This window comes from Muricoccus pecuniae, from assembly GCF_014199205.1.
GTDB lineage: Bacteria > Pseudomonadota > Alphaproteobacteria > Acetobacterales > Acetobacteraceae > Roseomonas > Roseomonas pecuniae.
The window spans coordinates 25,124-48,758 of record NZ_JACIJD010000016.1 but is presented as its reverse complement, the minus strand read 5'-3'; the positions used below and the strand labels follow the sequence as shown (position 1 = coordinate 48,758).

The following is a 23,635-nucleotide window of genomic DNA, read 5'->3' as shown; positions in this document are numbered from 1 at the left end:
GGCTCAGTCCCCGCTCGTCGCGAGCTGCGGGGCGGGTTCCGCCAGGGGGCGGAGGCCCGGCGCCGTGGCGGCCGGCCGCGCGGCGGCCTCGGGCCGGGGGCGCGCGACGGGGCGCAGCGTGCGCACCACCTGGTAGCCGGTGCGGCCGAGATACCAGACGGGCGCGCTCCACACATGCACCAGCCGGGTGAAAGGGAAGACCACGAAGAGCGTCATGCCGAGGAAGAGGTGCAGCTTGAAGATGATGCTGACATCCGCGATCTCGGCGGCGACGCCGGGCTGCAGCGTCACGATGCCCTGGGCCCAGGTCATGAACTTGACCATTTCATGCCCGTCCATGTGCCCCGCCGAGACGGGAATGGTCAGCAGGCCGAGGGTGAGCTGCGCCCAGAGCAGCAGCAGGATCGCCGTGTCGCTGAAGCTGGAGGTCTTGCGGATGCGGGGATCGAGCAGCCGGCGATGCGCCAGCAGCGCGATGCCGATCCAGCAGGCGATGCCCGCCACGCCGCCGACGAGCATGGCCATGCCCTGCTTGAAGCCGTGGCCGATACCGAGCGCGTCGAACACCGCCACCGGCGTCAGCAGGCCGACGAGATGGCCGCCGAAGATCACGAGGATACCGACATGAAAGAGGTTGGAACCGAGCCGGAGCTGCTTGCTGCGCAGCAGCTGGCTGGAGCCGGTGCGCCAAGTGTACTGCGAGTGGTCGAAGCGCAGCAGGCTGCCGAGCAGGAAGACGCTCAGCGCGGCATAGGGATACCAGCCGAAAAGCGCGTTGTTGAGCCAAGCCATGATGCCCTCCTCTTCAGGCCGCCGCCTGGGCGGCGTCGCGCGTCGCGGCCCGCAGGCGCGTCCGCAGACGGTCACTTCCACAGCCGTCCATCGCCTCGCCGGGACCGAAGCGGACGGCCGCCTCCTCCCAGGCCGCGTCGAGCGCGGCGAGATCGTCGGGGTCCTCGTCCGGGATGGCCGAGGCGCCGATGGCGGGCGCCATCGCCAACTCCGCCACCGCCTCCATCACCGCCCCGTAGCCGGCGTCCCGCTGGAGCAGCCGGTCCGCCAGCGCGCGGAGGATGGCGGCCGGCTCCGCCAGTAGCTCCCGCGCCTCCGCGGGGGGCAGGAGGGAGAGGAACTCGAGGAAGAGCGGCAGGAAGTCGGGCAGCTCGCCCGGCGCCATCTCCAGCCCGTGCTCCCCGTAGAGGGTGATCAGGTCCGCCATGGCCTGGCCGCGGTCGCGGCTCTCGCCGTGGACGTGTTCGAACAGGTGGAGCGAGACGGCGCGGCCCCGGTCGAAGAGCGCGACATAGCGCTCCTGCGCCTCGTAGATGTCGCCCTCAGCGAGGTCGCGGAGGAGGCCTGACAGGGCTTCCCGCCGCGCGGGGGACAGCATCGCCTCCGCCTCCAGCACGGCGGCGATCTCGGGCGCCGCCGCCCGCAGGGCCTCCGTGGGATAGGAGAGCAGGGCGGCGAGCGCCCGGTACGTGCGCGACATCACTCGACCTCCATCGGGGTCTTGCCGCCGCTCTTCGCGCCGAACAGGTTGAAGCCGGTCTTGCCCGAGCAGCCGTCGCCGAAGGAGAAGCCGCAGGAGCCCTTGAGCTGGTAGGCGTCCTCGCCCGTCTCGCGATGGGCGGTGGGGATCACGAAGCGGTCCTCGTAATTCGCGATCGCCATCAACCGGTACATCTCCTCGATGTCGTTGCCGGAGAGGCCGACGCGCTCCGCCAGCGCGTCGTCGACCACGCCGTCCACGGTCTTGCTGCGCATGAAGGAGCGCATGGCCAGCATCCGCTCCAGCGCCAGCTCCACGGGCTGCGTGCGACCGGCGGTGAGGAGGTTGGCGAGGTACTCCACGGGAATGCGGAGCGACTTCACGTCGGGGATGCCGCCCACCTCGCCGAGGTCCCCCTTGGCGGAGGCGGACTGGATCGGGCTCAGCGGCGGCACGTACCAGACCATCGGCAGCGTCCGGTATTCCGGGTGCAGCGGGAAGGCGATCTTCCAGTCCATCGCCATGCGCCAGACCGGCGAGCGCTTCGCGGCCTCGAGCCAGGCGTCGGAGATGCCATCGGCCCGCGCCTGTGCCTGCACGCGGGGGTCGAAGGGATCGAGGAAGACCTTCAGCTGCGCCTCGTAAAGGTCGCCCTCGTCCGGCACCGAGGCCGCTTCCGCGATGCGGTCGGCGTCGTAGAGCACCACGCCGAGATAGCGGATGCGGCCGACGCAGGTCTCCGAGCACACGGTCGGCAGGCCGGCCTCGATGCGCGGGAAGCAGAAGGTGCACTTCTCCGACTTGCCCGAGGACCAGTTGTAATAGACCTTCTTGTAGGGGCAGCCCGAGACGCACATGCGCCAGCCCCGGCACTTGTCCTGGTCGATGAGGACGATGCCGTCCTCCTCGCGCTTGTAGATGGCGCCCGAGGGGCAGGCCGCGGCGCAGGCCGGGTTGAGGCAGTGCTCGCACAGCCGCGGCAGGTACATCATGAAGGTGTTCTCGAAGGCGCCGTAGATGTCCTTCTGCACGCCCTCAAAGTTGTGGTCGCGGGAGCGCTTACTGAACTCGCCGCCCAGGATCTCCTCCCAGTTCGGGCCCCACTCGATCTTCTCCATCCGCTCGCCGGTGATGAGCGAGCGCGGGCGGGCCGTCGGCATGGCCTTCACCTCGGGCGCCTTCTGCAGGTGCTCGTAGTCGAAGGTGAAGGGCTCGTAGTAGTCGTCGATCTCCGGCAGGTCGGGATTGGCGAAGATCTTGCTCAGCACGCGCCACTTGGCGCCGATGCGGGGCTCGATCTTGCCGTCCTCGCGGCGGACCCAGCCGCCCTTCCACCGCTTCTGGTTCTCCCAGTCCTTCGGGTAGCCGATGCCCGGCTTCGTCTCGACATTGTTGAACCAGGCGTATTCCACACCCTCGCGGCTGGTCCAGACGTTCTTGCACGTCACCGAGCAGGTGTGGCAGCCGATGCACTTGTCGAGGTTCAGCACCATCGCGATCTGCGCGCGAACCTTCATCACACGGTCTCCTTCGCGGCGGTATCCTCGAGCCAATCGACCTTGTTCATGCGCCGGATGACGATGAACTCGTCGCGGTTCGAGCCGACCGTGCCGTAGTAGTTGAAGCCATAGGATTGCTGGGCGTACCCGCCGATCATGTGCGTGGGCTTGAGCACCGCGCGGGTGACGGAGTTGTGGATGCCGCCCCGCTTCCCGGTGATCTCGCTGCCCGGCACGTTCACGATCTTCTCCTGGGCGTGGTACATCATGACCATGCCGGGGTTCACGCGCTGGGAGACGACGGCCCGGGCCACCAGCGCGCCATTGGCGTTGTAGGCCTCGACCCAGTCGTTGTCGGCGATGCCGGCGCGCTTTGCATCGTCCTCGCTCATCCAGATGACGGGGCCGCCGCGGTTCAGCGTCAGCATCAGCAGGTTGTCGGAATAGGTGCTGTGGATGCCCCACTTCTGGTGCGGCGTGATGAAGTTCAGCACGAGCTCGGTGTTGCCGTTGCCGTGCCGGCCCATCACCGGCGCCACCGCCTTCGTGTCAACCGGCGGGCGCCAGGTGACGAAGCTCTCGCCGAAGCCGCGCATCCAGAGGTGGTCCTGGTAGAGCTGCTGCCGTCCGGTCAGCGTGCGCCAGGGGATCAGCTCGTGGACGTTGGTGTAGCCGGCGTTGTAGCAGACCTTCTCGCTCTCCAGCCCGGACCAGGTGGGGGAGGAGATGATCTTGCGCGGCTGGGCCTGCACGTCGCGATAGCGGATCTTCTCGTCCTCCTTGGTGATGGCCAGGTGGGCGTGCTCGCGGCCCGTGAACTTGCCGAGCGCCTCCCATGCCTTCACCGCCACCTCGCCGTTGGTCTCCGGCGCGAGGCTGAGAATGGCCTCGATGGCGTCCAGGTCGGCATCCAGCTTCGGCTGACCGTTCTTCGCCGTGCCGTTCAGGGCGCGCAGGAACTCCACCTCGTGCTGCGTGTTCCAGCCGATTCCCTTGCCGCCGTTGCCGAGCTTCTCCAGCAGCGGCCCGACGGAGGTGAAGCGCTCGTAGAGGGCGGGATAGTCGCGCTCCACCACGCTGACGGCCGGCATGGTCCGGCCGGGAATCGGCGCGATGTCGCCGCGCTTCCAGTCCTGCACGTCATAGGGCTGGGCCAGCTCGCCGGCCGTGTCGTGCATGATGGGCGTGAGAACGACGTCCGTCTCGCGGCCCAGCACCTCGGGCGCGATCTCGGAGAAGGTCTTCGCGATGCCCTTGTAGATCTCCCAGTCCGAGCGCGCCTCCCAGGCCGGGTCCACCGCGGCGGAGAGCGGGTGGATGAAGGGGTGCATGTCGGAGGTGTTGAGGTCGTTCTTCTCGTACCAGGTGGCCGTCGGAAGGACGATGTCGGAGTAGACGCAGGTGGTGGACATGCGGAAGTCCAGCGTCACCAGCAGGTCGAGCTTGCCCTCCGGCGCCTTATCGTGCCAGGCGACCTCCTGCGGCTTCTCCTGCCCTTCCTCGCCCAGGTCCTTGCCGAGCACGCCGTTGCTCGTGCCCAGCAGGTGCTTGAGGAAGTACTCGTGCCCCTTGCCCGAAGAGCCCAGGAGATTCGAGCGCCAGACGAACATGTTGCGCGGCCAGTTCGCGGGATCATCCGGGTCCTGGCAGGACAGCTCCAGTTCCCCGGACTTCACGGCCTGCGCCACGTAGTCCTTCGGCTCCAGCCCCGCGGCGCGGGCGCGAGCGGTGATGGTGAGCGGGTTCTGCTTCAGCTGCGGGGCGGAGGGCAGCCAGCCCATGCGCTCGGCGCGCACGTTGTAGTCGATGAGCGAGCCGCTCCAATCGCCCTCGGGCGCCGTGGGGGAGAGGATCTCCGACACGCCCAGCGTCTCGTAGCGCCACTGGTCCGTATGCGCGTAGAAGAAGGAGGTGGAGTTCTGCTGGCGCGGCGGGCGGTTCCAGTCGAGCGCGAAGGCGATCGGCGCCCAGCCCGTCTGCGGCCGCAGCTTCTCCTGCCCGACATAGTGGGACCAGCCGCCGCCGGACTGCCCGATGCAGCCGCAGAAGACCAGGAGGTTGATGATCCCCCGGTAGGCCATGTCCATGTGGTACCAGTGGTTCAGCCCCGCGCCGAGGATGACCATGGAGCGGCCGTTGGTCTTCTCGGCGTTGGAGGCGAACTCGCGCGCCACGTGGATGATCTGGTGGCGCGGCACGCCGGTGATGCGCTCGGCCCAGGCGGGGGTGAAGGGCTCGTCGGTGTCGTAGGAACGGGCAACATGCCCGCCGCCGAAGCCGCGATCGAGGCCGTAATTGCCGCAGAGCAGGTCGAAGACGGTCGCGACCAGCGCCTCGCCGTCCTTCAGCTGCAGCTTGCGCACGGGGATGTTGCGCACGAGCACGTCGGGATGCTCGGTCGAGGCGAAGCCGTTCGTCGCGTTGCCGCCGAAATAGGGGAAGGCGACCCGCGCCGTGGGGCTGTCACCGGCGAGGGTGAGCGCGAGCGAGACATCGGCCCCGCCGCTCTCCTTCTCCTCCAGGTTCCACTTGCCCTGTTCGCCCCAGCGGAAGCCGATGGAGCCGCGCGGCACGACGGGCTGGCCGGAGGCGTCCAGCGCCACGGTCTTCCAGGCCGGGTTGTTCGCCTCGCCCAGCCCCTCGACGAAGTCGTCAGCGCGCAGCAGCCGCTCGGCCACGTAGCGGTCGCCCTGGCGCACCAGCCGGACCAGCATCGGCATGTCGGTGTAGCGCCGCGCATAGTCCTCGAAATAGGGCACGGTGCGGTCGAGGTAGAACTCGCGCAGCATCACATGGCCCATGGCGAGCGCCAGCGCCGCGTCGGTTCCCTGCTTCGGGTGCAGCCAGAGATCGGCGAACTTCGTGGCCTCGGCGTAGTCGGGCGAGACGACGACACTCTTCGTGCCCTTGTAGCGGACCTCAGTGTAGAAGTGGGCGTCCGGCGTGCGCGTCTGCGGCACGTTCGAGCCCCAGAGCATGAGGTAGCCGGCGTTGTACCAGTCCGCGCTCTCCGGCACGTCGGTCTGCTCGCCCCAGGTCATCGGGCTGGCGGGCGGAAGGTCGCAGTACCAGTCGTAGAAGCTCATGCAGACGCCGCCGAGCAGCGACAGGTAGCGCGAGCCCGCGGCGTAGGAGACCATGGACATCGCCGGAATGGGCGAGAAGCCGATCACGCGGTCCGGGCCGAAGGTCTTGGCGGTGTAGGCGTTGGCGGCCGCGATGATCTCGTTCACCTCGCCCCAGCTCGCGCGGACGAAGCCGCCCAGGCCGCGCTTGCCGGTGTAGCTCGCGCGCTTCGCCGGATCCTCGACAATGGAGGCCCAGGCGGCGACGGGCGTGCGGATCGCGCGCGCCTCGCGCCACAGCTTCATCAGCCGGCCGCGCACCATCGGGTGCTTCACGCGATTCGCCGAGTAGAGGTACCAGGAATAGCTGGCACCGCGCGCACAGCCCCGGGGCTCGTGGTTCGGCAGGTCCGGCCGCGTGCGGGGATAGTCGGTCTGCTGCGTCTCCCAGGTGACGATCCCGCCCTTGACGTAGATCTTCCACGAGCAGGAGCCCGTGCAGTTCACGCCATGGGTGGAGCGCACGATCTTGTCGTGCTGCCAGCGCTTCCGGTAGCCGTCCTCCCAGGCGCGCGGCTCGTTCGTCACGACACCATGCCCGTCGGCAAAGGTATCGACCTGCTTCTTGAAGAAGGTCAGCCGGTCGAGAAAGTGGCTCATCCCTGGAAATCCTGCGGTTGGCGGCGCCCCGGTAAGGGAAGATCCGCGAAGCATGACGCCATGTTTGGTGAGTCCGGTCGTCCGGCGCTTTGATCTGCGTCAATGCCTCCATGTGACGAAATGGCGCGAATGACCGTGCTGGAATCACGCCAGGGCATCCTGCCCCCGGGACTCCCGCGGCACGGCAGAGGTGCACGGCGTTGGATACCCACATGTCATTGGCGTCCGGAGACCATGAGGCGCACGGCGTGCCGGAGGACCGCCCGGCCACCCCGCGCGACGCCCTGGCCGCGACGCCCTGGCTCCGCTCCGTTTCCCAGAATGTCCTGGACGATCTCGCCGGCCACGCCGTGCTGCACCGCCTGCCCGGCGGGAGCATCGTCTTCGAGCAATCCGAGACGCCGGCCTTCGCGCAGTTCCTGATCGGCGGCAGCGTGGAGCTGCTCGGCGTGCGCGGGCGCGACGAATCCTTCGTCGAACTCATTCGCCCGGTGGATTTGCTGCTGCCCGCGGCGGTGCTGAACTGCCAGCCCTATCTCCTGCGCGCCCGCGTGCTGGGCGAGGCGAGCCTTCTCATGGTGCAGGCGGAGAGCTTCCGCCAAGCCGTGACGTCCGACCACGCCTTCTGCCTTGCCGTCCTCGGCTGCCAGGCCGCGCAGTTCCGCCGGCGGGTGAAGCAGGTGAAGAATCTCGGCCTGCGATCGGCCGAGGAGCGCGTCGGCTGCTACCTCGTCCGGCTCACGGGTTCCGTGCCGCCCGGCACGCCCGTGCATCTTCCGATGGAGAAGCGGCTGATCGCCTCCGAGCTCGGCATGACGCGCGAAACCTTCTCGCGCTCGCTGGGCGCGATGGCCCGCCACGGCATCCGGGTCGAGGGCGATCTCGTCACCCTCGATGACGCCGCTTCCGCCCGCACCCGCTTCGCCCTCGATCCGCTGATCGACGGCGCGGAAGACTTTCACCCTCTCCAAGCAAAGGGAGCCTGACGATGACGACCGCTCCGGTCGCACCAGCCGACCAGGGCCGTGCCCTGTGGCTGTCCACCTTCGCCTTCACGATATGCTTCGCGGTCTGGACGATCTTCGCGATCATCGGCATCCAGATCCAGAAGAACCTCGGGCTGACCGACACGCAGTTCGGCCTGCTCGTCGGCACGCCGATCCTCGTCGGCTCGCTCATCCGCCTGATCCTCGGCGTCTGGGCGGACCAGTATGGCGGGCGCGTCGTCCTGGTCATCACCATGCTCGCGGCCGCCGCGATGACGGCGCTGCTGACCTTCGCCTATGACTATCCGACCTTCCTCCTCGCCGCCCTCGGCGTGGGTCTCTCGGGCGGCAGCTTCTCCGTCGGCGTGGCCTATGTGGCCAAGTGGTTCCCGAAGGAGAAGCAGGGCACGGCGCTCGGCATCTTCGGCGCGGGCAATGTCGGTGCCGCGGTGACGAAGTTCGCCGCGCCGACGATCATGGTCGCCTATGGCTGGCAGACCGTGGCGCTGATCTGGTCGGTCGCGCTCGCCGTCACGGCGGTGCTGTTCTTTCTCTTCACGAAGGACGATCCCGATCTCGCGCGGCGCCGCGCTTCCGGCATGAAGCCCGAATCGCTGCGCGCGATGATGGCGCCGCTCGCCAACGTGCAGGTCTGGCGCTTCTCGCTCTACTACTTCTTCGTCTTCGGCGGCTTCGTCGCCCTGGCCCTCTGGCTGCCGCGCTACCTCATCGGCGTCTACGGGCTGGACATTAAGACGGCCGGCATGATCGGCGCCTTCTACTCCATCCCCGCCTCGGTCTTCCGCGCCTATGGCGGGCACCTGTCGGACCGCTACGGCGCGCGGCGGGTGATGTACTGGTCGCTCCTCGTCGGCGTGGCCTGCACCTTCATCCTCTCCTACCCGCCCACCCACTACGTGATGGAGGGCATCCGCGGTCCGGTGGAGTTCTCCACCAAGCTCAGCATCCTCGGCTTCATGGCGGTCGCCTTCGTGCTCGGCTTCTTCATGAGCCTCGGCAAGGCCGCGGTGTACAAGCACATCCCCATCTACTACCCCGACCGCGTCGGCGCGGTGGGCGGCATGGTGGGCCTCGTCGGCGGCCTGGGCGGCTTCCTGCTGCCGATCGCCTTCGGCGCGCTGAACGACCTCACCGGCGTGTGGCAGAGCTGCTTCTGGCTGCTCTTCCTCGTGGTCACCTCCGCCGTCCTGTGGATGCACTTCGCCATCCGCGGCATGGAGCGCGCGGCCGCCGAGGCCGGGGTTCCCGTGCGCTCCCTGCCCGAGCTGCCGGAGATGCAGCCCATCCATGGCCCCGCCCAGCAGGAGGCGATGGCGGCCAGGGGCGCCATCCAGGACTGGCGCCCGGAGGACGGGGGCTTCTGGGCCGGCACGGGCCGCCGGATCGCCCGGCGCAACCTGTGGATCTCGGTGCCCTGCCTGCTGCTCTCCTTCGCGGTGTGGATGGTGTGGTCGGTCGTGGTGGCCAAGCTTCCGGCCGCGGGCTTCCGCTTCACCAACGAGCAGCTCTTCTGGCTCGCCGCCCTGCCCGGCCTCTCCGGCGCCACGCTCCGCGTCTTCTACTCCTTCATGCCCGCGATGTTCGGCGGGCGGCTCTGGACGACCCTGACCACCTGGTCGCTGCTCCTGCCCGCGCTCGGCATCGGCTTCGCGGTGCAGGATGCCGGCACGCCCTACTGGATCTTCCTCGCGCTCGCGCTGCTCTGCGGCCTCGGCGGCGGCAACTTCGCCTCCTCCATGGCCAACATCTCCTTCTTCTTCCCGAAGTCGGAGAAGGGCAGCGCGCTGGCCATCAATGCGGGCCTCGGCAATCTCGGTGTCAGCGTCGTGCAGTTCGTGGTGCCGCTGGCGATCACCGCCGGGGCCTTCGGCGCGCTCGGCGGCACGCCGCAGGGCGCGGCCACCGCTCCGCTCTGGCTGCAGAATGCGGGCTTCGTCTTCGTGCCCTTCATCGTCGCCAGCGCCTTCGCGGCCTGGTTCGGCATGGATGACATCGCGACGATGAAGGCCTCCTTCGCCGACCAGTCCGTCATCTTCCGCCGGTCGCACAACTGGATCATGTGCTGGCTCTACACCGGCACCTTCGGCTCCTTCATCGGCTTCTCCGCGGCCTTCCCGCTGCTGACGAAGGTTCTCTTCCCCGAGGTGAACGCGCTGTCCTACGCCTTCCTCGGCCCGCTCGTCGGCGCCCTGGCGCGGGCGGCGGCCGGCAAGCCCACCGACCGGCTGGGCGGCGGCCGGCTCACCTTCTGGGTCTTCGTCGCGATGAGCCTGGGCACGCTCGGCATCCTCTATGCCATCGGCATGAAGGGCAGCCCGACGGCCTTCCCGGTCTTCTTCGCGAGCTTCCTCTTCCTCTTCGCGGCCAGCGGCGTCGGCAATGCCTCCACCTTCCAGATGATCCCCGCGATCATGCGAAAGGAGGTCGCACGCCTCGAACCGGGCCTGACGGCGAGCGAGCTGGTGAAGCAGTCGGACAAGGAATCGGCCGCGATCATCGGCTTCACCTCCGCGGTGGCGGCCTACGGGGCCTTCTTCATCCCGAAGTCCTTCGGCAGCTCCATCGCGGCGACCGGCGGGGCCGAGGTCGCGCTCTACGGCTTCCTCGTCTTCTACGTCAGCTGCATCGCCATCACCTGGTGGGTCTACACCCGGCGCGGCGGCCTGCTGCACGACGTGGAGCGCAGGAAGGCCGAGGCGACCTCGCCCTCCGCCGTGCCTGCGGAGTAGCCGCACCATCCCCCGGCGGCCCGGCGAAGCCCGGGCCGCCGACACTTCGGCGCCGCTGACTTGCTTGCATCGACCGGCCCCTGGGCCCGGGGAGGAGAACCTTCCGGGGCGCAGGGGCCGATGCCGTGGAAGGGGTGCCGGGAACGTGGCGGCCGCCGCGGCCGCTTCCTACATGCCCCTGATGCAGGACAGCACGCGGCTTCAGGAATTCATCGGGCGCCACCGGCGGCTCTTCGTGCTGACGGGCGCCGGCTGCAGCACGGGTTCCGGCATCCCCGACTACCGGGACGCCGATGGCCAGTGGAAGCGCGCCCAGCCCATGACGTTCCAGGCCTTCATGGGCAGCGAGGCCGCGCGCCAGCGCTACTGGGCCCGCAGCCTGATCGGCTGGCGCCGCTTCGGCCAGGTCAGGCCCAACCGGGCGCATGAGGCACTCGCCCGGCTGGAGGGCCTGGGCCGGAGCGAACTCCTCCTCACCCAGAACGTGGACCGCCTCCACCAGGCCGCCGGGAGCGAGGAGGTGGTGGACCTCCACGGCCGGCTGGACAGGGTGCGCTGCACCGGCTGCGGGCACGTCATGCCGCGCGAGGCGATGCAGGAGAGGTTGTCCCTCCTCAACCCCGCCTGGGCCGGGCTGGAGGCCGCGGAGGCGCCCGACGGCGATGCGGACCTGGAGGGGCAGGACTTCCACCTCTTCCGCGTGCCGCCCTGCCCGGCCTGCGGCGGCGTGCTCAAGCCCGACGTCGTCTTCTTCGGCGAGAGCGTGCCGCGCGAGCGGGTGGAGGCGGCCTTCCGCGCGCTCGACCGGGCCGATGCGATGCTGATCGTCGGCTCCTCGCTGATGGTCTTCTCGGGCTTCCGCTTCGCCCAGGCGGCGGCCAGCGCGGGCAAGCCCCTGGCCGCCATCAATCTCGGCCGCACGCGCGCCGACCCGATGCTGGCGCTCAAGGTGGAGCAGCCCTGCGCGGAGGCCCTCGGCTTCCTTCTCTAGCGCCGACGCGTTCCGCCGGCCTCAGCGGGGACAGGTCAGGGAACACCGCCCCGGCCGAGGAGCGGACGGGCCGGTTCATCCTCGGGGCCCCTCACCGCTGCGGTGCGCCGCTCGGCACGCACGGGCGCAATGGCTCCCCGCCGCGATCGGAACATGTACGGCCAGGCGGCAGCTTCAGCGCAAGGCGCTCCCCGCGCCGTACCGCGTCACGCGCCCGGTGCGCGAGGCCTGCCCAAGTCCCCGTGCTCGCGAGGGTGGCTCGCAGCCCCGCCCTTCATCCCTGCCCGCCCCGGGCCGTCATTCCACCTTGCCGATCCGCTGCACGGCGCGGACGAGCCGTGCCGTGTCGTCCCGGAAGAAGCGCTCGAACGCCTCGCCGTCCTGGTAGGCGATCGGGCTTCCGGCGGCGTCCAGCGCGCGCCGCAGCCCCTCGTCCCGCTCGCAGGCCTGGCGCAGCGCCGCGCGCCAGCGCTCCTGCACCGGCGCGGGGGTGGCGAGCGGCAGGAACACGCCGGTCCAGATGTAGAACTCTACCTCGGGGTGGCCGAGCTCGATGAAGGTCGGCACCTCCTCGAAGCCGGGGATGCGCTCGCGCCCCCAGCTCGCCAGCGCGCGCAGCCGCCCCTCCCGCACATGGGCCAGCGCGGGGCCGGGGCCGGAGGCGAGGGCGTCCAGCGTGCCCGAGAGCAGCGCGGTCAGCGCGGGGCCGCCGCCCTGGAAGGGCACGTGCAGCAGGTCGATCCCGGCCGATCCCGTGAACATCGCCATCGCGACGTGCAGGGTGGAGTAGTTGCCGGCCGAGCCGAAGCTGATCGCGCCCGGGCGTCGCTTCGCGTCCGCGACGAACTCTTCGACACTCCGCCAAGGCGAGGACGCGGGCACGAGCAGCACGGTGGGATCGGCGGTGATGCGCGCGATGGGGGCGAGCTGGTCCACCGTGTAGGCGGGCACGCGCCCCATGATCCGCTCGCTCTCCGGCAGCACGCCGAGGGAGGAGAGGGCCATCAGCGCGGTGTAGCCGTCGGGCGCGGCGCGGGCGACGCTCGCGCTGCCCACGATGCCGCCGGCGCCGGGCCGGTTCACCACGGGCACGGGCTGGCCGAAGACCCGCTCCAGCGCCGCGGCCGCCGGGCGCGCGGTGACGTCGGCCTGCCCGCCCGGCGGGAAGGCGACGACCATCTGGACCGCCCGCGCCGGCCAGGCGCCCTGCGCGCGCGCGGCCAGCGGGACCAGTCCCGCCGCCGCCAGCGCTGCGGCCATCTCGCGACGATGCAGCACGCCATTCCTCCCGCGGGCATTCACGCCGCCCGTCCTTCCCCGACCCCTCGCGCCCGGGGGCGATCTTCCGCCGCCCCTCGAACGCCCTTGCTCAACGCGGCGGGCGCGACACCCGCCCCGGTCTTATGCGGCGCCGCGCAGCGCGGCGGCCTCCACCTTGCGGACCGTGTTGCGGATGCGCCCGATGCCCTCGATCGCGCATTCCACCACGTCGCCGTCGCGCAGGAAGCGCGGCGGCTTGAAGCCGATTCCCACCCCCTCGGGCGTGCCCGTCGCGATCACGTCGCCGGGCAGCAGCGCCATGGAGAGGGAGATCGTCTCGATCAGCGTCGGGATGTCGAAGATGAGGTCGGCGGTCACGGCATCCTGCCGCGCCTCGCCGTTCACCGTGCAGCTCACCCGCATGGCGGCGGCGTCCAGCTCGTCCGCCGTCACGATCCAGGGGCCCATGGGGCAGAAGCCGTCGATCCCCTTGCCCAGCAGCCACTGCTTGTGCACGCCCTGCAGGTCGCGGGCCGTCACGTCGTTCACCACGGTGTAGCCGAAGACGTGAGACATGGCCCGCGACCTCGGGATGGCCCGCCCGCCGCGCCCGATCACGACGGCCAGCTCCGCCTCGTAGTCCACCTCCGCGTCCAGCCCCGGCACGAGCGGGATGTCGTCCCAGGGGCCGGAGATGGTGGTGAAGGGCTTGGTGAAGATGATCGGCGCCTTCGGGATCGCGTCCGCCGCGCCGGTGGAGGAGGAATCATAGCCGCTGCCCGCGAACTCCTTCGCGTGGGCGTGGTAGTTCTTGCCGACGCAGAAGAGGTTGCGCGGCGGGTTGGGCAGGGGGGCGAGCAGCATCGCCTCCTCCAGCACCTCTCCCTCCCCGGACGGCTCGGGCAGCGTCGCACCACCGGACAGCGCCGCGATCAGCCCCGCCATGTCCTGCGGCAAGCCCTCGATCGGCCAGAAGCGGCGCCCCGCGGCGTCCACCCGCACGGGGCGCGGCACGCCGCCCATTCTCACCATGGCGAGCCTCATGCCGGGAACTCCTATACCAATCAGCGCTTGATCTGAACCAATATGGCGTTATGGTTCACGCCTTGGTCCAACCCGTCAAGCGCTTTGGATGCCCCCCTCCCCCAAGGATGAACCGCCCGGCCGCCGCGGCGCGGCCGCGCTGCAGGCCTCGCTGGAGCGGGACCTGCGCGCCGACCGCTGGACGGCCGGGGAGCGGCTGCCGACGGAGCGCGAGCTGGGCCTGCTCTACGGCGTGGCCCGCAACACGGTGCGCCGCGCGCTGGACGCCGTGGAAGCACAGGGGCTGATCCACCGCCATGTCGGCCGCGGCACCTTCCGCAGCGCGCCGCCCGCCGCGCCGCCGCAGGAGGGCGAATCCCTCAGCCCCTCCGACGTGCTGGAGTGCCGGCTCATCCTGGAGCCCGAGACGATCTCCCTCGCCGTCGCCCGCGCCACCCCCGCCGACATCGCCCGCATGGCCGAGTGCCTGCGCGGCACGGACGAGGCCGCGGACCTCGCGGGCTTCGAGCACTGGGATGCCGAGCTTCACGACTCCTTCGCGCTGGGCACGCATAACGGCGCGGTCATCGCCATGTCCCGCTCCCTCGCCCGCGTGCGGGAGCGGACCGACTGGGGGCAGCTCAAGGCGCGCGGCAACACGGCCGGGCACCGCGCCATCCTGCAAGGGCACCACCACGCCATGGTGGAGGCGGTGCGCCAGCGCGACCGCGCCGAGGCGCGGCGCGTGATGCGGGACCACATCCTCTTCGTGCAGGGCTACATGTTCGGCGACTAGCGGCGCCTCACGGCAGAGCTTCGGTGCGGAACAGGGAGACGCGCAGCCCGCCATGCGGGACGGGCGGGCCGGGCGGCAGGAAGGGCAGCCCGGTGGCATGGGCCAGCCGCGGCTCGCTCGCGACGAGGCCGACGCGCCAGCCCGCGAAGCGGCCTCTCAGCACCTGCCCGAGCGCGCGGTAGAGGGGGGAGAGCGTCGTCCTGTCGCCGATGCGGGTGCCGTAGGGCGGGTTGAGGATGACGAGCCCCGGCGGGCCATCGGGCGGGACGACCTCGCTGATCGCCGCCTGCCGGAACCCGGCGATGTCGGAGACGCCCGCCCGCTCGGCATTCGCGATACTCATGGCGACCGCGCCCGCATCCCGGTCGCTGCCAAAGACGCGGGCGGCCGGCACGCGTCGGCTCTTCACCTCGCGCATGCGCTGCCAGGCCTCTGCGTCGAAGGTCGCGAGCTTCTCGAAGGCGAAGTGGCGGGCGCGGCCGGGATTGAGCCGCGCCGTGATCTCCGCCGCCTCGATGACGAAGGTGCCCGACCCGCACATCGGATCGAGCAGGGGCTCGGTGCCGTCGTATCCGCATTCCTGCAGGAAGAGCGACGCCATCGTCTCCCGCATCGGCGCCGCGTTGACGGCCTCCTTGTAGCCGCGCTTGTGCAGCGGCTCGCCCGAGCTATCGACGCTGATGGTGCAGACGTCGTTCTCGATGCGCGCCCTCACCACGATCTCGGCATCGGGCGAGTGGGGCGCGCCGAGCGTTTCCCGGATGGCCCGCTCGATCCGCTCCGCCGCGGCGCCGCTGTGGTAGATGCGCGACGACGCGCAGGACGCCTCGACCCGGAACGGCAGGTCGGGACGCAGGACGCCCGCCCAGGCGACGCGGCGCGCGCGGCTGTCGAGCTGGGCGAGGTGGACGGCGCGGAAGGAATCGATGCGCGCCAGGACGCGCCCGGCCCCGCGGACCCACAGATTCGCGCGCCAGACTTCCGGCCAGCCACCCCGGAGAGTGACGCCGCCGGGAACGGCCCTCGGCTGCTTGAAGCCCTTGCCGCGCACCTCGGCGAGGAGCGCGGGCTCCAGCCCCGGCGCGGCCGCGAGGAAGATCTCGAAGTCCTTGTCCTGCGTCATCTCGCCTGCATAGCCGGGGGTAAGCGCGTCGCGGGCCCCTGTATCACCCCCGCGGGGGAACAGATACCAGGGCCATGGGACGCGCGCCCATCTCGGCGACGACGCCGACGCGGCGATGCACCGGTCATGCGGGGCGGGCGCAGCGCCGCCATCGCCAGGATCAATGGCGATGCGGCCACCATCCCAGTCGCGCCGGATCACCGATCCGGCGCCAGCAGCAGTCCCAGGATTACCGCCCGCGCGCGGGCTACGGCGCTGCCGGGCTTCCCGAGCCGCCGTCCATGGGGGCGGCCATCCGGGCGGCCTGCCACTGCCGCTGCACCTCCTCGTTCACCTCCTCCGCCGTCTTGCCCGGGCGGACGATCACCTCGGCGCCGTTCAGGCGGAACCGGTAGGGCGTGCCGTAGCGGTTCGCCTTCTCCACGCAGCGCGCGATGACGTGCGGCAGGTAGTCGGTCTCGGTCGTGGGGTAGTCCTGGACGGGCTGTGCCATACTCGCCTCCCTCTTCTTTGCATGAGAGCTTAGGCGGGTTGATCCGTGTGGTCATTCCCCGCCTTGTCTCGTCTTCGTGATCCCTAGCCGAAGGTTTGCAGCAGGTCCTCGATCTGGGCGGGGGAGAGCTGGCGGGCCGGCTGGCCGCGGAGCATGAGCGCGAGCCGCGCGGCCTCCTCCAGCTCCTCGGCCGCGTAGACCGCGTCGTCGAGGGACTTCCCGCTCACCACCGGGCCGTGATTCGCGAGCAGCACGGCGCGGCAGTCGCGCGCCGCCTCCGCGATGGCCGCCTCCATCCCCGCATCGCCCGGCCGGTAGTAGGGCAGGACCGGGAGCGCGCGCCCGATCCGCATGACGAAGTACGGCGTCAGCGGCGGCACGGGCGCCGTCTCGCCCGGCGCGGCGAGGCAGCTGATCGCCGTGGCGTGGGTGGAGTGCAGGTGCACCACGGCCCCCGTCTCCGGCCGGGCCGTCAGGAACGCCCGGTGCATGAACACCTCCTTCGACGGCTTGTCCCCCGAGACGTGGCGGAAGTCGGGATCGAGCTTGCTGATCCGGCCCGGCTCCAGCCGGCCGAGGCAGGAGTTGGTCGGCGTGATGAGGTACCCGTCCGGCAGGCGCACGGAAATGTTGCCGGCCGAGCCCACGGAGAAACCCCGCCCGAAGAGCAGCCGCCCATGCGCGCAGATCGCCTCGCGCAGCTCATCCTCGTTCATGCCTCGTCGGTCTCCAGCATCGGGCGCGGGCGGAGGGAATGGCGGGCTCCGCGCCGCGCAAGGGCCATCCCGCGCGGTCAGCCCGCCAGCAGGCCGCGCCGGGCGAGATTGCGCATGAGATGGCCCGTCCCGAAAGCCCAGGGCGGGCAGTCCTGCGTGTGGCGGACACGGTTGGCCAGGCTGCCCAGCGACGGGCAGGAGATGACCACTTCGTCCCCGATGTCGTGCGTGAAGCCCTGCCCGGGCTGGTGGCGGTCCTTCACCGGCGCGAACATCGTGCCGAGGAAGAGCACGAGCCCGTCGGGATAGGCGTGGTGCTCGTTGATCGCCTGGGAGACGAGGTCGGCCGGATCGCGGCTGATCTCGGCGAGCGAGGACTCGCCATCCAGCCGGAAGCCGTCCCTTCCCTCGACGCGGAGGGAGATCACGGCGCGCCGGACATCGTCCATGCCGAAGCCGTCGTCGAAGAGCCGCAGGAAAGGTCCGATGGCGCAGCTCGCATTGTTGTCCTTCGCCTTGGACAGGAGCAGCGCGGAGCGGCCCTCGAAGTCGCGCAGGTTGACATCGTTGCCGAGGGTGGCGCCGACGACCCGCCCGCGGGAGGAGCAGGCCAGCACGATCTCGGGCTCGGGATTGTTCCAGCCCGAATCCGGGCGGACGCCGATGTCCGCCCCCGTCCCCACCGCCGACATGGGCTGCGCCTTGGTGAAGATCTCCGCGTCCGGCCCGATGCCGACCTCGAGATACTGACTCCATGCCCCGCGCGAGAGCAGCACGGACTTCACGCGCGCCGCCTCCTCGGAACCGGGGCGCACGCCGCGCAGGTCGCCGCCGATGAGGGTGGCGATCTCCTCCCGGATGGCCAGCGCCGCGTCCGGGTCCCCCTTCGCGCGCTCCTCGATCACGCGCTCCAGCATGGAGGCGACGAAGGTCACGCCCGCGGCCTTGATCGCCTGCAGGTCGATGGGCGCGAGCAGCCAGGGGCGCGAGGGATCGCGGGCCTCGGGAACGCTGTTCGCCAGCACCTCCTCCAGAGGCCCGACCGGCTCGCCCCCGGCACCCCGCAGCGCCGCCGGGGGGTCCTCGGCCTCGCAGAGGTCGCGAACCGTGGGGAAGCTCGCGGTGATGTCGAAGAGCTGCCCGTCCCGCAGCGCCACCACCGAGGGACCGCCGAGCTCGGGCCGCCAGACCCGGCCGAGGAGAAGCGCCCGCGCCGCGTCCCGGGGCAGGGTCGATTCGACGGACAGCACGGAGCTCACTCCTTCACCGCGCCGGTGAGCGACGAGACGTAGTAGTCCACGAAGAAGGAGTAGAAGATGGCCACGGGAAGCGAGCCGAGCAACGAGCCGGCCATCAGCGATCCCCACTGGTACACGTCTCCCTGCACCAGCTCCGTGAGGATCGCGACGGGAACCGTCTTCTTCTCCGAGGAGGAGATGAAGGCGAGGGCGTAGATGAACTCGTTCCAGGAGAGGGTGAAGGAGAAGATGCCCGCGCTGATCAGGCCGGGCACGGCGAGGGGCAGCGTGATCCGGCGCAGGATCTGCAGCCGGGACGCGCCGTCCATCAGCGCGCACTCCTCCAGTTCATAGGGGATCGACTTGAAGTACCCGATCAGGAGCCAGGTGCAGAACGGGATGAGGAAGGTGGGGTAGGTGAGGATGAGCGCCAGCGGGCTGTCGAAGAGGCCGAGTTGGAAGACCATGGTGGCGAGCGGGATGAAGAGGATCGAGGGCGGCACGAGATAGGCGAGGTAGATCGCGAGACCCACCGCGTTCGCCCCCCGGAAGCGCAGGCGCTGGATGGCATAGGCGGCCAGGACGGAGGCGAAGATGGACAGCACCGTCGAGCAGACCGCGACCAGCATCGTCGTCATCAGCCAGCGCGGATAGGAGGTCTCGAAGAGCAGCCGCTTGATGTTGGCCAGCGTCGGCTCCACGACCCAGAACGGGTTGAAGTTCTTGTAGTCGTAGAGCTCCGCATTCGGTTTGAAGGTCGTGATGGTCATCCAGTAGAAGGGGAAGAGCAGCACGAAGATGAAGCAGGCCAGCGGCAGGTAGACCGTCAGGATCCGCCTTGGCCGGGACTGCCAGGAGAGATAGTCGTCATCCGCCCCCGCTTTGCTTGCGGTCGCCTCACTCATCGCTGCCTCCCTGCTGCCACTTGCGGCGGGCAAGGGCGAAATAGCTGAACAGCGTGGCGAAGAGCAGGAAGGGGATCATGGAGACGGCGATGGCCGCCCCCTCCCCCAGCTGCCCGCCGGGGATGCCGCGCTGGAAGGCGAGGGTCGCCATCAGATGGGTGGAGTTGATGGGGCCGCCGCGGGTGATGGCGTAGACGAGCTGGAAGTCCGTGAAGGTGAAGAGCACGGAGAAGGTGAGCACCACCGCGAGGATCGGCAGCAGCAGCGGGAAGGTGATCTTCGTGAAGCGCTGCCATGGGGAGGCCCCGTCGAGCAGCGCCGCCTCGTAGAGAGAGGGCGAGATGGTCTGCAGCCCCGCCAGCAGGGAGATCGCCACGAAGGGAATGCCCCGCCAGACATTCGCCGCGATCAGCGACCAGCGCGCGTGCCAGGGCGTGCCGAGGAAGTCGATGTAGCTGTCCTTCCAGCCCAGCACGTCGACCAGCACGTAGGAGATGATCGAGAACTGCGCGTCGTAGATCCACCAGAAGGTGATGGCGGAGAGCACGGTCGGCACGATCCAGGGCATCAGGATGATGGCCCGGATGAGCGACTTGAACGGCACCTTCTCGTTCAGCAGCAGGGCCAGCCAGAGGCCGAGCCCGAACTTCAGCACCGTCGCCACGGCCGTGTAGAACACGGTGTAGAAGACGGCACTCCAGAAGACGCGGTCGTACCAGAGGGATTCGAAGTTCTCGAACCCCACGAAGACGCCGCCGCGGCCGATATGCGTGTCCGTGAAGGCGAGCCAGATGCCCAGGCCCAGCGGGTAGGTCAGGAAGGTCAGCAGCAGCCCGACCGCGGGAAAGAGGCAGATCGCGATCAGGAACGGCTTGCTGTCGAGCAGCCTGGCCAGCCAGCCGCGCTCGGCCCGCCGGGGATTCCAGGGCAATTCGGCGGATGTGACGCCGGACATCGGCTCCCCTCCTGCGGGCTGCGGGGCGCCGCGCCTCTCGGGCGGCGCCCCGGCGGGACCTAGCGGTAGTAGCGGCGGCAGCGGCGCTCAGCCTCGCGAACCGCCTCCTCGGGCGTGGACTGGCCCGAGGAGGCGGCGGCGAACATCTGCACGACCACGTAGTCCGCCGCGACCGAGCCCGACGCGGCGCTGATCGGCCCCTTGTAGCCCGACCAGTACTCGACCGTGTTGGTGTCGCGGTACACGGCGAGTTTGGGATCGCTCCTCCACACCTCGCTCTCGCCATAGGCGTTGAGCGGATGCGCCCAGTAGCCGCCGCAGCCGACCAGCCAGGGGTCGTACTGCTCCGCCTCCATCATGAAGCGGAGATACTCCTTCGCGGCGTTGGGGTAGCGACTGTGCTTGAACACCATGGCGTTCAGCAGCAGCACGTTCTCCGCCAGCTTGCCCGCGGGGCCGGTGGGCAGGTGCTCCATGGCCGTGTCCGCGGCGATGGCGGCCGTGCGCGGGTCGTTCTTGAGGGAGAAATACATGGAGACGCCGTTCTGCGTCAGCCCGATCTCGCCCGCCGCATAGGCGCGGTTGTTGTTCACGTCGCCCCAGGAGACGGTGCCGGGGATGAAGGTCTGGTACAGCTCGCGGGCGTAGCGCAGCGCCTGTAGCGTCTGCGGGCTGTTGATGGCGACCTTGCCGGCCTCGTCCACCACCATGCCGCCGTGCGACCAGAGCAGCCAGTTGCAATAGGCGTTGCCGTCGCCCACCGCGTTGCCCAGCGCGAAGCCGGCGGGATGCCCGTTGCGCTTCAGCCCCTGGCAGAGCTTCAGGAACCCGTCATGGTCCGTCGGCAGCTTGTCGAACCCGGCCTCCTTCGCCCAGGAGATGCGGTAGACGCAGGGCGAGCCCGTGCCGCCCATCGGGATCGAGACCCACTGGTCCGTTCCCCACTTCTTGCCGAAGCGCTGCGGTAGGGCCATCCAGCCCCCGTATTTCTGGCCGAGGTAGTTGGCCAGCTCGGTCATGTCGAGCAGCTTGTCCGAGTAGATGTGCGGGTCGTCGGCCCAGCCCACCACCACGTCCGGCCCCGCGCCGGTGTTCGCGGCCACCGCGGTCTGCGGGCGGAGGTCCTCCCAGCCCGCGAAGTCCACGCGCACCTGCACGCCGGTCTGGGCCGCGAACTTCGCGCTGTTCTCGCGGAACACCGTCTCGTCGGCATCGACGAACTTGGTCGGGCGCAGCACGCGCAGCGTGGCGCCGCTCTCGATGCGGGCCTGGGGCGGCGTGGCGTTCCCCATGGGGATGGCGGCGCGCGCATCCCGGCCGATCGTGCCTGCAGCGAGAGCGCCGGCGCCGAGCGCCAGGGTTCCGCGCCGGGTGAAGCTGTTCATTGTCTCATTTCCTCCTCGACCGCCGTTTCCGCCGCCCCAGCCCTCAGGTCATGAGGCGCATCCCGGTTTCCCGGTTGAACAGATGAGCCACCGACGGCTCCGGCTGGAGGTGCAGCGTGTCGCCCACCCGCGCCGAGACCCGCTCGCGGAAGGCGCCGACCAGGGTGCTGTCGCCCATGCGCGCCGTCACCATCGTCTCCGCGCCCGTGGGCTCGACGAGCTGGACGGTCACGGGGATGCCCGTGTCGGAGAGCCGGAGATGCTCGGGCCGGATGCCGTAGATCACCGGCTGCCCCTCCGCCGCCCGCCCCACTGGCGCCGACCCGGGAAGCGGCAACGCGATCGGCCCGGCGCCGTCCAGCCCTTCCGGGCGGAAGGCACCGTCGCTGACCTGGCCGCGCAGGAGGTTCATCGCCGGGCTGCCGATGAAGCCCGCGACGAAGAGGTTGGCCGGACGGTCATAGAGCTCCAGCGGCGTGCCGATCTGCTCCACCCGCCCGCCCTGCATCACCACGATCTTGTCGGCCATGGTCATGGCCTCGATCTGGTCGTGGGTGACGTAGACGGTGGTGGTCCGCAACCGCTGGTGCAGGTCCTTGATCTCGCCGCGCATCTGCACGCGCAGCTTTGCATCGAGATTCGAGAGCGGCTCGTCGAAGAGGAAGACCTGCGGGTGCCGCACGATGGCGCGCCCCATCGCCACGCGCTGCCGCTGCCCGCCCGAGAGCTGCCGGGGGTAGCGGTCCATCAGCGCGTCCAGCCCGAGGATGCGGCTCGCCCGGCCCGTCTCGGCCTCGATCACCGCCGCGGGCGCCTTCGCCAGGCGCAGCGAGAAGGCCATGTTCTCCCGCACCGTCATGTGCGGGTAGAGCGCGTAGTTCTGGAACACCATGGCGATGTCCCGGTCCTTCGGCGGCACGGTGTTCACCACCCGCCCGCCGATGGAGATCTCCCCGCCCGTGATGTTCTCCAGCCCCGCGAGCATGCGGAGCAGCGTGGACTTCCCGCAGCCGGAGGGGCCGACGAGCACGCAGAACTCGCCATCGGCGATGTCCAGGTCGATGCCGTGCAGGATGGGGGTTCCGCCGAAGCTCTTGCGGACGCCGCGAATCTCGACAGAGGCCATGAGGCGCCGCTAGCTCCGCACGGCAGCGTGCAACCGCATCCGCGGCATGTGACGGCCTCCCTCTTCGTTGCCGCAAGCCTACGCACCACCGCTGCATCCTTGCAACAGGCTTTGCGGGCCGGGCGGCACGGCCGGGGCGCCCTTGCCCGTTTCCCCGAAACGGGCTGCACTCCGGCGCACCCCGCCAGCGCCGACGGGGCGTGCGGCGAGAAGCCGACCGGACGTGTCGGCAAGAAGCGGGACAATGTCGGGAGGCGCCGGGGATGGACAGCAACCGGTATCGCGTCTGCGTGGTCGGCCTGGGCTCCATGGGCATGGGCGCCGCGCGCTCCTGCATCGCGGCCGGGCTCGCCACCTATGGCATCGACCTCAACCCCGCCGCCTGCCAGGCGCTGCGGGAGGCGGGCGCCGAGGATGGCGGCGCCGACGGCCTCGCCTTCGCCGGGGATCTCGACGCGGTGCTGCTGCTGGTGGTCAACGCGGCCCAGTGCCGGGACGCGCTCTTCGGCCCCAGGGGAATCGCGCCGAAGCTGCGGCCGGGGGCCGGGGTGATGGTGTCCTCCACCATCTCGGCCGCCGATTCGCGCGCCCTCGCCGCCGAGCTGCAGGCAATGGGCCTGCTCATGCTGGACGCACCCGTCTCGGGCGGGGCGGCCAAGGCGGGCGCGGGGGAGATGACCGTGATGGCCGCCGGCCCGCGCGCCGCCTTCGACCGGCTCCGCCCGGTGCTCGATGCGGTGGCCGGCAAGGTCTACGAAGTCGGCGAGGAGATCGGGCTGGGCGCGACGGTGAAGATCGTCCACCAGCTCCTGGCCGGCGTGCACATCGCGGCGGGGGCGGAGGCCATGGCGCTGGCCGCCCGCGCCGGCATCCCGCTCGACACGATGTACGAGGTGGTCACCCATGCCGCCGGCAACAGCTGGATGTTCGAGAACCGGATGAAGCACGTCGTCGATGGCGACTACACGCCGCACTCCGCCGTGGACATCTTCGTCAAGGACCTCCGCCTGGTCACGGAGACCGCGCTGTCGCTGAACTTCCCCCTGCCGCTCGCCAGCACGGCCTATGCGATGTTCGCCAATGCCAGCAATGCCGGCTTCGGGCGCGAGGACGACGCCGCCGTGATCAAGACCTTCGCCGGCATCGACCTGCCGGGCGTGCGGAGGGGCTGA

General features: G+C 70.1%; 19 protein-coding genes. 5 read left to right on the top strand and 14 right to left on the bottom strand.

The window, feature by feature from the left end; genetic code table 11:
* Positions 1–3 precede the first annotated feature (3 nt).
* From narI to FHS87_RS16480, 4 genes are read right to left on the bottom strand one after another with little or no spacing between them, the layout of a single operon-like run.
* The gene (narI, locus tag FHS87_RS16495; protein WP_221300006.1) at positions 4–792 is read right to left on the bottom strand and encodes a respiratory nitrate reductase subunit gamma; all 789 of its coding nucleotides are present in this window, start codon (positions 790–792) and stop codon (positions 4–6) included.
* Positions 793–805: 13 nt separating this feature from the next.
* Complete coding sequence (narJ, locus tag FHS87_RS16490) at positions 806–1,492, bottom strand: nitrate reductase molybdenum cofactor assembly chaperone (RefSeq protein WP_184520490.1); 687 nt, start codon at positions 1,490–1,492, stop codon at positions 806–808.
* A complete protein-coding gene (narH, locus tag FHS87_RS16485) occupies positions 1,492–3,009 on the bottom strand; it encodes a nitrate reductase subunit beta (protein ID WP_184520489.1) in 1,518 nt (505 codons plus the stop codon). The genes narJ and narH overlap by 1 nt, the downstream gene beginning before the upstream one ends.
* On the bottom strand, positions 3,009–6,716 hold the full coding sequence (locus FHS87_RS16480; protein ID WP_184520488.1) for a nitrate reductase subunit alpha: 3,708 nt from the start codon (positions 6,714–6,716) through the stop codon (positions 3,009–3,011). The genes narH and FHS87_RS16480 overlap by 1 nt, the downstream gene beginning before the upstream one ends.
* A 212-nt stretch (positions 6,717–6,928) precedes the next feature.
* Here FHS87_RS16480 and FHS87_RS16475 point away from each other — a divergent pair, with 212 nt between their 5' ends.
* From FHS87_RS16475 to FHS87_RS16465, 3 genes are all read left to right on the top strand, one after another.
* The gene (locus tag FHS87_RS16475) at positions 6,929–7,702 is read left to right on the top strand and encodes a helix-turn-helix domain-containing protein (protein WP_184520487.1); all 774 of its coding nucleotides are present in this window, start codon (positions 6,929–6,931) and stop codon (positions 7,700–7,702) included.
* Between the two features lie 2 nt (positions 7,703–7,704).
* The gene (locus FHS87_RS16470) at positions 7,705–10,452 is read left to right on the top strand and encodes a nitrate/nitrite transporter (RefSeq protein ID WP_184520486.1); all 2,748 of its coding nucleotides are present in this window, start codon (positions 7,705–7,707) and stop codon (positions 10,450–10,452) included.
* A gap of 145 nt (positions 10,453–10,597) precedes the next feature.
* The gene (locus FHS87_RS16465; RefSeq protein ID WP_312862028.1) at positions 10,598–11,443 is read left to right on the top strand and encodes an NAD-dependent protein deacetylase; all 846 of its coding nucleotides are present in this window, start codon (positions 10,598–10,600) and stop codon (positions 11,441–11,443) included.
* A gap of 297 nt (positions 11,444–11,740) precedes the next feature.
* On the opposite strand, the gene FHS87_RS16460 is transcribed toward FHS87_RS16465, so the two are convergent.
* Positions 11,741–12,721, bottom strand: a complete 981-nt coding sequence (locus FHS87_RS16460; RefSeq protein ID WP_312862027.1) for a tripartite tricarboxylate transporter substrate binding protein — start codon at positions 12,719–12,721, stop codon at positions 11,741–11,743.
* 123 nt (positions 12,722–12,844) lie between these two features.
* Positions 12,845–13,747: a fumarylacetoacetate hydrolase family protein gene (locus FHS87_RS16455; protein ID WP_184520485.1), complete on the bottom strand. Its 903-nt coding sequence runs from the start codon at positions 13,745–13,747 to the stop codon at positions 12,845–12,847.
* Between the two features lie 88 nt (positions 13,748–13,835).
* Here FHS87_RS16455 and FHS87_RS16450 point away from each other — a divergent pair, with 88 nt between their 5' ends.
* Positions 13,836–14,522: a FadR/GntR family transcriptional regulator gene (locus FHS87_RS16450; RefSeq protein WP_246418473.1), complete on the top strand. Its 687-nt coding sequence runs from the start codon at positions 13,836–13,838 to the stop codon at positions 14,520–14,522.
* A 7-nt stretch (positions 14,523–14,529) separates the two neighbouring features.
* Here FHS87_RS16450 and FHS87_RS16445 read toward each other — a convergent pair whose 3' ends face one another.
* From FHS87_RS16445 to FHS87_RS16410, 8 genes are all read right to left on the bottom strand, one after another.
* Positions 14,530–15,645, bottom strand: a complete 1,116-nt coding sequence (locus FHS87_RS16445) for a THUMP domain-containing class I SAM-dependent RNA methyltransferase (RefSeq protein ID WP_184520484.1) — start codon at positions 15,643–15,645, stop codon at positions 14,530–14,532.
* 247 nt (positions 15,646–15,892) lie between these two features.
* Positions 15,893–16,138, bottom strand: coding sequence for a hypothetical protein (locus FHS87_RS16440; RefSeq protein ID WP_184520483.1), 246 nt, complete (start codon positions 16,136–16,138; stop codon positions 15,893–15,895).
* A gap of 83 nt (positions 16,139–16,221) precedes the next feature.
* On the bottom strand, positions 16,222–16,854 hold the full coding sequence (otnC, locus tag FHS87_RS16435) for a 3-oxo-tetronate 4-phosphate decarboxylase (protein ID WP_184520482.1): 633 nt from the start codon (positions 16,852–16,854) through the stop codon (positions 16,222–16,224).
* 77 nt (positions 16,855–16,931) lie between these two features.
* Positions 16,932–18,104 carry a fumarylacetoacetate hydrolase family protein gene (locus FHS87_RS16430; protein ID WP_456306618.1) on the bottom strand — a complete coding sequence of 391 codons (1,173 nt, stop codon included), beginning with the start codon at positions 18,102–18,104 and terminating at the stop codon, positions 16,932–16,934.
* Positions 18,105–18,109: 5 nt separating this feature from the next.
* The gene (locus FHS87_RS16425) at positions 18,110–18,997 is read right to left on the bottom strand and encodes a carbohydrate ABC transporter permease (protein WP_184520480.1); all 888 of its coding nucleotides are present in this window, start codon (positions 18,995–18,997) and stop codon (positions 18,110–18,112) included.
* On the bottom strand, positions 18,990–19,952 hold the full coding sequence (locus FHS87_RS16420; RefSeq protein ID WP_184520479.1) for a carbohydrate ABC transporter permease: 963 nt from the start codon (positions 19,950–19,952) through the stop codon (positions 18,990–18,992). Before FHS87_RS16420 ends, FHS87_RS16425 begins: the two co-directional genes overlap by 8 nt.
* A gap of 59 nt (positions 19,953–20,011) precedes the next feature.
* Positions 20,012–21,337, bottom strand: a complete 1,326-nt coding sequence (locus tag FHS87_RS16415) for an ABC transporter substrate-binding protein (RefSeq protein ID WP_184520478.1) — start codon at positions 21,335–21,337, stop codon at positions 20,012–20,014.
* Positions 21,338–21,380: 43 nt separating this feature from the next.
* Positions 21,381–22,463: an ABC transporter ATP-binding protein gene (locus FHS87_RS16410; RefSeq protein ID WP_184520477.1), complete on the bottom strand. Its 1,083-nt coding sequence runs from the start codon at positions 22,461–22,463 to the stop codon at positions 21,381–21,383.
* Between the two features lie 263 nt (positions 22,464–22,726).
* Between FHS87_RS16410 and ltnD the strand changes: the two genes are divergently transcribed.
* Positions 22,727–23,635, top strand: coding sequence for an L-threonate dehydrogenase (ltnD, locus tag FHS87_RS16405; protein WP_184520476.1), 909 nt, complete (start codon positions 22,727–22,729; stop codon positions 23,633–23,635).